This window comes from Actinacidiphila yanglinensis (genome assembly GCF_900107965.1).
In the GTDB taxonomy this organism is placed as follows: Bacteria; Actinomycetota; Actinomycetes; order Streptomycetales; family Streptomycetaceae; genus Actinacidiphila; species Actinacidiphila yanglinensis.
In genome coordinates this window covers 98,439-110,043 of the sequence record NZ_FNVU01000012.1, presented here as the reverse complement: position 1 = coordinate 110,043, position 11,605 = coordinate 98,439, and the positions used below count along the sequence as shown (strand labels likewise).

8 protein-coding genes are annotated in these 11,605 nt (G+C 74.0%); 3 read left to right on the top strand and 5 right to left on the bottom strand.

Translation table 11 applies throughout. The features are described from left to right. Positions 1-15: 15 nt before the first annotated feature. Positions 16-1,704: a potassium-transporting ATPase subunit KdpA gene (gene kdpA, locus C4U44_RS25695; protein WP_103888386.1), complete on the bottom strand. Its 1,689-nt coding sequence runs from the start codon at positions 1,702-1,704 to the stop codon at positions 16-18. Next, on the bottom strand, positions 1,704-1,793 hold the full coding sequence (locus C4U44_RS41620) for a potassium-transporting ATPase subunit F (protein ID WP_160145095.1): 90 nt from the start codon (positions 1,791-1,793) through the stop codon (positions 1,704-1,706). The genes kdpA and C4U44_RS41620 overlap by 1 nt, the downstream gene beginning before the upstream one ends. A gap of 276 nt (positions 1,794-2,069) precedes the next feature. Here C4U44_RS41620 and C4U44_RS25685 point away from each other — a divergent pair, with 276 nt between their 5' ends. Both C4U44_RS25685 and C4U44_RS25680 read left to right on the top strand, forming a co-directional pair. After that, positions 2,070-3,905, top strand: coding sequence for an RNA ligase family protein (locus C4U44_RS25685; protein WP_103888384.1), 1,836 nt, complete (start codon positions 2,070-2,072; stop codon positions 3,903-3,905). Further along, positions 3,905-6,898, top strand: coding sequence for a poly(A) polymerase (locus C4U44_RS25680; protein WP_103888383.1), 2,994 nt, complete (start codon positions 3,905-3,907; stop codon positions 6,896-6,898). Before C4U44_RS25685 ends, C4U44_RS25680 begins: the two co-directional genes overlap by 1 nt. 134 nt (positions 6,899-7,032) lie before the next feature. Here the strand turns inward: C4U44_RS25680 and C4U44_RS25675 are convergent, their stop codons facing one another. The 3 genes from C4U44_RS25675 to C4U44_RS25665 form a co-directional block, all read right to left on the bottom strand. Continuing rightward, positions 7,033-8,481, bottom strand: coding sequence for a glycoside hydrolase family 43 protein (locus tag C4U44_RS25675; protein ID WP_103888382.1), 1,449 nt, complete (start codon positions 8,479-8,481; stop codon positions 7,033-7,035). A 150-nt stretch (positions 8,482-8,631) separates the two neighbouring features. Further along, positions 8,632-9,354, bottom strand: coding sequence for an SOS response-associated peptidase (locus tag C4U44_RS25670; protein WP_103888381.1), 723 nt, complete (start codon positions 9,352-9,354; stop codon positions 8,632-8,634). Between the two features lie 75 nt (positions 9,355-9,429). Continuing rightward, entirely contained in the window at positions 9,430-10,074 is a 645-nt protein-coding gene (locus tag C4U44_RS25665; RefSeq protein ID WP_103888380.1) for a dihydrofolate reductase family protein, read from the bottom strand. Positions 10,075-10,458: 384 nt separating this feature from the next. Between C4U44_RS25665 and C4U44_RS25660 the strand changes: the two genes are divergently transcribed. After that, positions 10,459-11,394: a DUF3048 domain-containing protein gene (locus C4U44_RS25660; RefSeq protein ID WP_103888379.1), complete on the top strand. Its 936-nt coding sequence runs from the start codon at positions 10,459-10,461 to the stop codon at positions 11,392-11,394. Positions 11,395-11,605 lie beyond the last annotated feature (211 nt).

Below are 11,605 nucleotides of genomic sequence, written 5' to 3'. Positions count from 1 at the left end.
ACCGGATGCGCATGCTCAGAAGAGCCCGTGGCTGACCTGCTCGACCAGCGGCCCGAGGGCCAGGGCCGGGAAGAACGTCAGCGCGCCCACGATGAGGACCACGGCGATCAGCAGGCCGACGAACATCGGCTTGTCGGTGCGGAAGGTGCCGAGACCCGCGGCGACCGGCTTCTTCGCGGCCAGGCTGCCGGCCAGCGCCAGCACCGGGATGATCATGCCGAACCTGCCCAGCAGCAGGCCGATCGTGCCGGTGATGTTGTAGAAGGGGGTGTTGGCGCTGAGCCCGCCGAACCCGGAGCCGTTGTTGTTGGTCTGGGAGGTGTAGGCGTAGAGGATCTCGGAGAACCCGTGCGGGCCGGAGTTGAGGGGTCCCGCCCGGCCGGCGCCGATGGCGGCGGCCACCGCGGTCAGCACCAGCACCGTGACCGGCATGACCAGCACCCCGAGCGCGGCGAGTTTCACCTCTCTGCCCTGGATCTTCTTGCCCAGGTACTCCGGTGTTCGCCCGACCATCAACCCGCCGATGAACACCGTGATCACCGCGAACAGCAGGATGCCGTACAGGCCGGTGCCGACGCCGCCCGGGCTCACCTCGCCGAGCATCATCCCGGTCAGCATCGCGAACCCGCCGAGCGGCGTGTACGAGTCGGCCGCGGAGTCCACCGATCCGGTCGAGGTCTGCGTCGAGGTCACGTTGTACAGCGCCGAGGACGGCACCCCGAAGCGGGTCTCCTTGCCCTCCAGGTTCCCGGTGCCGGAGTCGCTGACGCCGGCCGTCGCCATCGCCGGGCTGCCCTGGTGCTCGGCGACCGTCGCCATCGTCACCCAGCCGGCGAACAGCGCGGTCATCACCGCGAGGATCGCCACGCCCTGCCGGACGCTGAAGACCATCTTGCCGAACACGTAGGTGAAGGCGACCGGGATGCACAGGATCAGCAGCACCGACAGCAGGTTCGTCAGGCCGGTCGGGTTCTCGAGCGGGTTGGCGCCGTTGGCGTTGAAGAACCCGCCGCCGTTCGTGCCGAGTTGCTTGATGACTTCCTGCGAGGCCATCGGGCCGCGGCCCAGCACCTGGTCGACCCCGTTGAGCGAGTCGTGGATCGACGCGGCGCCGGCCATCGTCTGGACGGTGCCCTGCGCCATGAACACGATCGCGGCCACGAACGCGATGGGCAGCAGCACGTAGATCGTGCCGCGTACGAAGTCCACCCAGAAGTTGCCGATCGTCGGCGACCCCTTGCGGGCGAACCCGCGCACCAGCGCGATCGCCACCGCCATGCCGACCGAGGCGGACAGGAAGTTCTGCACCGCCAGCGCGCCCATCTGCGACAGATAGGACATGGTCGTCTCGCCGGAGTACGACTGCCAGTTCGTGTTGGTCACGAACGACACCGAGGTGTTCCACGCCGTGTCCGGCCGCACCGCACCGAAGTGCTGCGGGTTGAACGGCAGGGACTTCTGCAGCCGGAAGATCCCGTAACTCAGCAGCAGCGCCACCGCGGTGAAGCCGACCACCGAGGCGGCGTACCGCTGCCAGGTCTGCTCCGACTCCGGCGACACCCGCAGCGAGCGGTAGATCGGCCGTTCCATCCACCTCAACCAGCGGGACCGGCCCTCGTACACCGCGACCATGTACGAGCCGAGGTATCTCCAGCACAGTCCCAGCACCACGACCATCACGACGATGGTCCATGTGAACGCCATCAGAAACGCTCCGCCTTGAACAGCGCCACGCCCAGATAGACGAACATGACGATCGACAGAATCAGCAGCAACACGTCAGTCACGCTCACACCCGCTCCAAGCACCAGATCAGGCCCAACATCGCGGCCACGAACCCGACAATCCCGAGGACAACCCATGCATCAGCCACGCCCGCAGCTTCGCGCCGCGGCCGGTGGCGCCGTGGTGAACGCGGTGGCCAGCGGGGTGGAGAAACGGTGAACGGGCCCGCCGGGCACGGAGGTGGCGGCGCCCCGGGGCGGGCACCGGGTAATTGACTGGTCCGCCGTCCGTCGCGGTTCCTAGAGTGGCCGGTGCCCAACCGTCTCGGGGGAAGCCGGCCGACCATGCGCACGCACTACCCACGCACGCCCCACCTGCCCTGGTCACCGGGAGTGGCGTCCGATGACGTACGGGCCGCCGACCTGGCCGGGCTGCGGGGCCGGGAGGTCGTGGTCACCGAGAAGCTGGACGGCGAGAACACCACGCTCTACGCCGACGGGCTGCACGCGCGATCGCTGGACTCGGCGCACCACCCGTCCCGGACCTGGGTCAAGGCGCTCCAGGGGCGGATCGGCCCGGGGATCCCGGCGGGATGGCGGGTGTGCGGGGAGAACGTCCTCGCCCGCCACTCGCTCCCGTACGAGGACCTGGAGAGCTGGTTCTACGGCTTCTCGGTCTGGGACGGCGCCGGGCGCTGCCTGGACTGGGACCGCACGGTGCGCTTCCTCCGGCGGCTGGGGGTGCCCGTCCCCCCGGTGCTGTGGCGCGGCACTTTCGACGAACGCGCGGTGCGGGCGCTGCGGTTGGACACCTCGCGGCAGGAGGGCTACGTCGTACGGACCGCCGAGGGTTTCGGGCCGGCGGAGTTCGGGGCGCGGGTCGCCAAGTGGGTGCGCCCGGGCCACGTGCAGACCGGCACGCACTGGATGCACGCTCCGGTGGTGCCGAACGGGCTGGGCCCGGGCGCGGCGCTGTGGGCGGTGCGTTCCGGCGCCGACCCGGAGGTGCCCGCGTTGCTCGCCGCCCTCGGCTTGGAGGGGCCCGGCCCGGACGGGACCGGGGGTGGGGACGGCGGTGCCGCGGACCCGCCCTCCGCCGAAGCCGCATTGGCCGTCGCTGACGCCGCCGTCGCCGACGCCGCCGCGCGGCTCGACGTGCTGGGGCGGACCGGGGACGCGCGGCTGGCCGGCGTGCTGGCCGCGCTGCTGCACCGCGGCCGCCGCGGGCCGCTCCTCCCCCGGCTCGCGGCGCGGCTCGGCATGCCGCAGGCCCGCCGGATCGGGGACCTGGTCGGGCTGCACGCCGGCCTGCACCGGCCCTTCCCCGACGAGGAGCGCCGGGGCGGGCTGATCCGGATGACCGCGGCCGCCGACCTCGGGGTGCTGCACGCGGTGGCCGGTGCGGTGCTGGCCGGACGCACCGGCGACGAGGCCGCCGACGCGCGCCGGGAGGTCGAGTGGTCGGCGCTGCACGCGGAGGGCGCCGGGCTGCTCGGCGCCGCGCCGATGGAGCCGCTGCGCGCGGGACTGCGCGAGGCGCTGGCCGGCCCCGGTGCCGGGTCCGCGGATTCGGCCGAGGCCGCCGACCGGTGCTGGGCGCAGGCACGGGAGATGTGTGCGAGGGGCAGGATCGTGACCGTCGAGGAGGCGCTGGCGGCGACCTGGCGGTGGCGCTCCGGCGACTTCCCCCGGCTGGTCCAGCTCGTCGGTGTGTCCGGCAGCGGCAAGAGCACCTTCGCCGCGGGCCTGCCCGGCGTCGACGCGCGCGTCAGCCTCGACGACCTGCGCCTGGCGCGCGGTTCCCGGGCGGACCAGAGCGCCAACGCGGAGATCCTGCGGGAGGGGCTGGACCGGCTGGACGCGGCACTGGCCCGCGGCGGTAGCGTGGTGTGGGACGCCACCTCCCTCACCCGGCAGCAGCGCTCCCTGGTGCAGGCCGCGGCGCGACGCCGCGACGCCCTGGTCACCCACGCGGTCGTGCTCACCGGCGAGGAGGAGCTGGCCCGGCGCAACAGCGGGCGCCCGCACCCGGTACCGCCGGACGTACTCGCCGCTCAGGTCCGCCGGTTCGACCCGCCCTACCCGGGCCAGGCCCACCGCACCTGGTACGTCGGCGCGAGCGGCGCGGTCGAGGACGCCGCGGGCACCCTGGCCGCCACGCCGGACGAGGAGGACCGGTGATGCGCACCAGCGAGGAGATCTACCACCGCGTCCGCTGGGACGCCCGGTTCGACCCGGCCCGGTTCGTGCTGGGGGTCCACCAGCGCGGCGCTGCCGCCAAGCGCGTGCCGCTGCCCGCGTTCACCCCCGGTGGCGAAGTCCCCTGGCACCGCGTGCTGTTCATCGAGGCGGACGGCGAGGTCGTCTGGGACCGCGCCACCGGCACGGACCGCCTCGACTCCTGCGAGGCCGGGCGGGTGCGCGAACCCCGGCGGCTGCGGGCGCCGTTCTTCACGGCGCGCACCCCGCACGCCTGGGACCCGGTCGCGGCGGCCTGGCGGGCGGCGCCCGCCCAGCCCGCCACGGGTACGGCCGGCCCCGCCGATGTCCGGGTGCTCACCTGGAACACGCTGTGGGACCGCTACGACCACGACCGGATCGACACCGCGCGCCGCCGCCCCCTGCTGCTCGCCGCCCTGCGGGACGCCGACGCCGACGTCATCGCGCTCCAGGAGGTCGAGGCCGGGCTGCTGACCATGCTGCTGGCCGCGCCATGGGTGCGCGCCCGCTACACCCTGGACACCGACCCCGCGGGCAGGGACGTCGACGACTGCGGGCTGCTGCTGCTCACCCGGGTGCCCGTGCGGGAGGCGGCGCGGCACGCGCTCGGACCGCACAAGGCGGTCACCGCCCTCAGCGTGGACACCGCCCACGGCCCGCTGACCGTGGCCGCCACCCATCTCAGCAGCGACCACTCCACCGATGGACCCGCCCGGCGCCGAGCCGAACTGGCCGCGCTGGCCGATGGGTTGGCGGGTCTGGACGGCGATGTGGTGCTGCTCGGCGACTTCAACGACGGCGCCGACGGGGCGCAGGGACCGGCGGGGGCGCTGCGCGTGCGGGACGCCTGGACCGAGGCGCACGGCGTCGCCGACCACACCCCCACCTTCGACCCGGCCGCCAACCCCCTTGCCGCGGTCTCCTCGCTGACCGGCCGGGCCTCCCGCCTCGACCGGGTGCTGCTGCGTGCCGAGGGCGCCCTCGTACGGCGGGCGGCACTGCGGGGGAACTCCCCCACCGCCGACGGCCTGTTCCCCTCCGACCACTACGGGGTGGAGGCCGACCTGCGCCTCGGCGACGTCCCGGGTGACCTACCGGGCGACATCCCGGGCAGTGGACCCGCCGCCCAGGCCCGCGACGCGCTCCTCGACGTGGGGCCGACCCCGCGTACGGCGGTGGCGTGGATACCGCCGGACGCGCTGTGGCCGCCGATCCAGGAGGTGCGCCGCACGCACGACCCGCAGATCCGCCGCTGGCCCCCGCACGTCAACCTGCTCTTCGGCTTCGTGCCCGAGTCCGACTTCGAGCGGGCCGCGCCGCTGCTGGCCGCCGCCGCGGCGCGGGTGCCCGCCTTCACCGCACGGCTGGAGGGCGTCCACACTTTCGGGCACCGGGAGGACGCCACGCTCTGGCTGGACCCGGCGGCGGGCGGCGCGGCACCCTGGGAGGCGCTGTACCGCGCGCTTCGGGAGCGATTCCCCCGGTGCGGCGCCCGCGCGGAGGGCTTCACCCCGCATCTGTCGCTCGGCCGCAGCCGCGACCCGCAGCGCGCGGCGGCCGGCCTTGCGGCCCGGCTGGACGGGATGACCGCGCCCGTCGGCGAGTTGGCGCTGCTGTCCCGCCGCGGTGACGAGCCGATGCGGGTTCGGGCGACGGTCGCCCTCGGCACGGGCGAGGTGCGCTGGCTGCCGCCGGCGGAGTCAGGACCGGCCGGGGCGGCGGGTTCCGGACCGGCCGGGGCGGCGGGCGGACCCGGACGGGACCATCTGCCCTTCGCGGCAGGGCTGTTCGCCGAGGAGGAGTCGGCGGCGGAGCGGGCACGGCGGGTCGCGGAGCGCATTGCCGCGGTGCTGGGCGAGGGCGCCGTGCACGTCGTCGGGTCGCGGCGGATGGGCTGCCAACTGCCCGGCGCGGACCTGGACCTGGTGGCCGCCTTGCCGGGCTCCGCGGACAGCGGGGAGGTGGCCGCGCGGATGGCGGCCGCACTGCCGGAGGCCACCCGGCTGCGGCAGGTGCGCGGCGCCAGGGTCCCGGGGCTGCGGCTCACCGTGGGCGGTCTGGACGTCGACGTGGTGCTGGTCGGCGCGGGGGAACTGCCGCCCGCCCAGGCGGTGGCGCGGCGGGCGGAGTTGGGCGAGGCCGCCGCGGTCGCCCTGAGCGCGGTCGGCGACGCCGACGCGGTCCTCGACGCAGTCGGCGACCAGCATGCGGCGTTCGCCCGGCTGGCCCGGCAGGTGAAGGCATGGGCCAGGGCCCGCGGTCTGGACGCGGCGCCCTTCGGCGGGCTTCCGGGCCTGGCCTGGACGGTGTTGGCGGCGCGCACGGCACGCGAGGCGGTCCACCTGCCGGCCGACGCGCTGCTGGGCCGCTTCTTCGGTACCTGGGCGGCCTGGGACTGGCGGGAACCCGTGGGGCTCGCGGCCGATGCCGCCGCCGACGGGGCGCCGCACGCCGCGGTGACGGTGCTGACTCCGAGCGCCCCGGTCCGCTCGTGCACCGAACAGGTCACCGGCGGCATGCGGGACCTGCTGACCCAGGAGCTCTACCAGGCGTGGGAGACCGTCGACGCCGCGGCGCGGGCCGGCACCGACCCCTGGCCCGAGCTGCTGTCCCCTCCGCCGCTGCACCACCGCCACGCGGCATGGGCGGTGATGAACGTGGGCCCGTCCGGGGACGGCGACTTCGAGGCGGCACTCGGCCGATTCCGCGGCCGCGTACGGTCGTTGGTCGCCGCCCTCGAGGAGGACGGCACGACCGACGCGCACGCCTGGCCCCGTCCCTTCGCCGCGGGCCCGGGCACGGGTCGGTACGCGATCGGCCTCGGCCATCACCCGCCCGGGCCGGAGCACCTCGACCGCGTCACCCGCCCCTGGAGCAGGAGCGTGCCCGGGGTCGAGGTGACGTGGGCGGAGTGCGGGGCGGTGCCCACCCCGGACGCGCCACCGGCGGAATGAGGCGGGGCCGGAACCTGCCGGCCCCGGCCGATGTCGTGGCGTGGGCGCCCAGCGCCGCCGGCCTGGTCGTCCGGCCCGGGCAGGAGTCCGGCGCGTTCGACGCGCGCGCCGCACCCCTGTCCGGCCGGTCCCGGTCAGTTCGAGTAGACCTCGGCGCGGTCGATCGAGACGAAGGCCGCACCCGACGAGGCGTCCTTGGTCCCGGTGACCCGCACCCGCAACGTGTGCGTGCCGTAGGGGAGTTCGGGGCTCACGTAGTTCAGCTGCTCGCCCATGCGGATCGCGCCGTAGTAGTCGCGGGTCGTCTCCGCGCCGCCGTCGACGGAGAACGCGGCGATGCCGTTGCCGGTGTCCCGCACGGACAGCAGGGCGATCTTGGTGCCGGTGAAGGTCCAGGTGGCGGTGGCGCCGGACTCCGCGCTCCAGTGGTCGTCGCTCCAGAAGCACTGCACGCCGCAGCCGCTGCCGGAGTTCCAGTCGCCGGTGTAGGCCACCGAACCCGAACCGCTGCTGGTGTTCGTGTCGTTGATCCAGTACGAACCGCCGCCCGGGTCACCGGAGGGCAGGTCCTGGGTGGCTCCCGCGGCGAGCGGCGAGCCGAAGTCCGGCGTGCCGTCCGCCTTCCAGCTGATCTTCTGCGCGCGGGTGGTCCGGCCGTCGTAGGTGTACGACGAGGTGTTCTTGCCGTGGTAGACGATCCAGTCCTGGGTGCCGTCCGGGCTCTTGAAGAAGCCGTTCGACCCGGGGCCCCACACGCCGGTCGCGTCGTTGCGGGAGAAGACGGCGCCCGCGTGCTGGGTCCAGTTGCCCGGCTGCAGCGGATCGGCCCCCGAGGGAAGGGACTTCATCCACAACTGGTAGTCGGGCAGTCCGGTGTCGCAGGTGGAGTACACCAGATACGTGGTGCCGTTGTGCTGGAGGATCGAGGGTGCCTCGCGGATGGTGGAGCAGCCGCCGTCGGTGGGCAGATAGACGCGGTTGCCGGAGACGGTCCAGGGGTTGGACATCGGGGCGATGTAGATCAGGTTGTGGCCCTCGGTGCCGGCGCCGGACCACAACAGGTAGAGGCTGTTGTCGCTCTGCCGGAGCAGGACCGGGTCGATGGCCCACTCGTCGGGGGCGTTCGGCGCCTGCAGCTCCGCCTTGAAGTGGTACGGCCCGAGCGGGTCGGTGCCCTCGGACTCGACCACGTACAGGCGGTGGTTGTCGTCCACTCCGTTGTCGGCGGTGTAGTAGATGTACCAGTGACCGTCGATCAGGTAGAACGACGGTGCCCACACCTGCTGGTTGCGCGAGGCGTCGGTGTCCTGCCAGACGGTGACGCGCGGCGCGGTGAGCATGTCGCCGAGGGTGGGGGCTACGGCGATGCGCACGGCGTCGCCCTCGGTGGCGGCCAGGTAGTAGTTGCCCTGGTAGTACGTCATGGACGGATCGGGGCTGGTGCCCAACGGGTTGCGGAAGGTACCGGCCGCCGCGTGCGCGGTGGCGGGCTTGAGGCCCATGCAGCACAGCACGGTGAGCAGGAGGACGAGGGCGACGTTCCCCAGGGACCTCAGCGGAGGGCTGGACGCGTTGCGGTGCATGACCGCCTCCTTGATAGACGGTGGGGGGTGAACACGTCTGATCACGTTCGAGCCGAGCCGAGATTACAACGTTGCACACCGCCCGCGACAGCGGCCGGACACGCCTGGATCGCAGGGGCCCGCTTCGGACCTCGATCGCGTGGGGCCGCTTCAGACCTCGGCGATCAGGCCGGGTCCGTCGTTCCTGACGCTGTTGACGGTCGGCGGGACCGCCCGCAGGTCGAGGTCGCCGTCGGCCGGGAGCGCCAGCAGCTCCCGCAGGTCGTGCACGTTCCGGTTGCCGGGGTCCAGCCACTCCTCGTAGTGCTCGGGGGCGATCGTCAGCGGCATCCGCGGGTGCACGCGACCGGAGGAGTCGGTCGCGTCGGTGGTGATGATCGTGCAGGAGACGACCCACTCCCGCTCGTCCGGCGGCAGCTCCGGATCGCGCCAGAACTCGTACAGGCCCGCCATCGCGAGGACCGAGCCGTCCGCCGGGTGGAGGTAGTACGGCTTCTTAGCCGCCTTGCCGTGCTCGCCCGCCGGCACGGACTCCCACTCGTAGTAGCCGTCGGCCGGGAGCAGGCAGCGCCGGCTGGTGAAGGCCTTCCGGAAGGCCGGCTTCTCGTGCACCGTCTCGGCCCGCGCGTTGATCATCCGCGCCCCCTCACGGAGCGACTTCGCCCACGAGGGCACCAGCCCCCAGCGCAGCGGGCGAAGCTGCCGGACCGGCGGCGCGCCCTCCTCGGGCGCGCGTTCCACCACGCCCCACACCTGGTCGGTGGGGGCCACGTTCCAGCTCGGGGGCAGCTCCTGCTCGCCCGCCCGGAGCGGGGCGTCGAACGCGGCCGCGAGGTCCTCCGCGCTACGGGCCGCGACATACCTTCCGCACATGGCTCCACCGTGCCACGGACCGCCGCTCCCGCATCCCGGCGAGCGGCGGCCCCGGACCCGCCCCCGCCCCCGGCGCTACGGGCGGGTGAAGGTCACGTGCGTGACGCCGCCGGGCGTCGTGACGGACTCGACCCGGAAGCGCTGCTCGATGCCTTCGAGGCCGTCCCACAGGCGGACACCGCGGCCCAGGACGATCGGCACGACGACGAGGTGCAGGTGGTCGACCAGGTCCGCTTCCAGGAACGCGCGGACGATGGCCGGCCCGCCGCCGATCCGCACGTCGAGGTCGCCCGCGGCCTCGCGGGCCCGGCGCAGCACCTCCTGCGGCGTGGCGTCGACGAAGTGGAAGATGGTGCCCCCTTCCATCTCCACCGACGGACGCGGGTGGCGGGTCATGACGAACACCGGCGTGTGGAACGGGGGGTTGGGCCCCCACCAGCCCTTCCACTCGTGGTCCTCCCACGGCCCGCGCTGCGGGCCGAACTTGTTGCGGCCCATGATCTCCGCCCCGATGCCGGTGTTCCACTCCCCGGCCACGGCGTCGTCGACCCCCGTGCCGCCACCCGGCTGACCGGTCATCGCGCGGAAGGTCCGGGTCTCGAAGAACCACTCGTGGAGTCGCTGGCCCGCGTGGCCGAACGGCTCCTCCGCGCTCTGGCCCTCCCCCGTGCCGAAGCCGTCGAGCGAGATCGAGAAGTTGTGCACCCTGACGCGGGACATCCTGGCCTCCTGGCCTTCCGGAAGGATCTGCGGTCCACTCCCGCCCGCCGGGGGTGGCCGGCGACCGGTCCTCGCGCCCCGCGGCTGCCGGGCCGGGCGCGGCAGGTGCCTCTCCGGCCCGGTCCGACGGGCGCGGCCGCACGGTCCACGGCTCCCACCCGGACCGCCGGCACGCCGACAGTACCCGCCGGCCCGCCCCCGGACGTGCTCCCCGCGCGTGAAGTGCCGCCTTCTGGGCACTCGCCCTGGCGTCGCGGGTGGCCCGCGACAGGCGCTCCCTACGGGTGGCCCGGCGGCGGCACCGGGAATGACCGGTTCCGACCGATCGCGGGCGCTTCAGGCCCGGGGGACGGGGCACAACCGTCAGCGGAGGGAGTGGTCACCATGAGGGCACGGCACGGGGTTGCGGCAGCGGGGGTGGCCGGGGCGCTCGCACTGGCCGCCGCGTGTACGGGATCGGGCGGCGGGGCCGGCCCCTCCCCCTCGACGGCCACCACCCCTCCGCCGGGATCACCCTCCGTCCTCACCGGCAAGCCGGGAGCGGCGGGCAAGGTCCTCGCGGTGAAGATCGACAACGTCGGCCCGGCCCGCCCCGCGACCGGCCTGAACGACGCGGACCTCGTCTACGGCATCGAGGTCGAGGGCGGCCTGTCCCGGCTCATGGCGGTCTTCGACACCAACCACCTGCCGGCCGCCGTCGGGCCGGTGCGCAGCGCCCGCGAGACGGACCTGCAACTGCTCGCCCAGTACAACAGGCCGGCCCTGGCGTTCTCCGGCGCGCAGAGCCAGTTGCTGCCCGTGATCAAGGCGGACAAGAGCATCGTGCCGGTGACCGGCACGGGCGCGTTCTTCCGCAACCCGGACCGCAGGGCCCCGCACAACGAGTTCCTGCACACCAAGGGCGCGGCGGACGGGGCGGGCATCGCCAAGGACATCGGGCTGCGCTTCTCCGCGAAAGCGCCCGCCGGCGGCGCCGCCGGCACCTCCGCCACGGCCGCCATGCCGTCCGCCCGCTTCTCCTTCACCTGGAACGGCACGCGGTACCGGGTCGCCATGGACGGGTCCGCCTCGCCCTGGACGACGGACAACGTGATCATCCAGCACGTCCAGGTCAAGGAGTCCCGCTTCCACAGCCGCACCGGCTTCGTGCCCTTCTCCCAGACGGTCGGTTCGGGCGCGGCCACGGTGCTGCGCGACGGGAAGGCCTACCGCGCGCACTGGAACCGCCCGTCGGAGTCCGCCGGCACCTCCTACACCCTGGACGGCGGGGCGGCGGCGACGCTGCATCCGGGCCGTACCTGGATCATCCTGGAGCCGTAGCGCCCCTCCCGGGGGCGTGGCGGCACCGGGCCGGACCGGGCAGCACGCACCGGCGCGGTGGGGCACGCTTTCCAACGTGGGAAGAGCCCAGGCACGCGCGCCGCCGCCGCAGGGCGCCCGCCACTCCGGGCCCCTCGCGCGCACCGTCCCCGTGGTCACGGGCACACGCCCGATCCGGCCAATCCCTGCCAATGCTATGGACATGTCAATC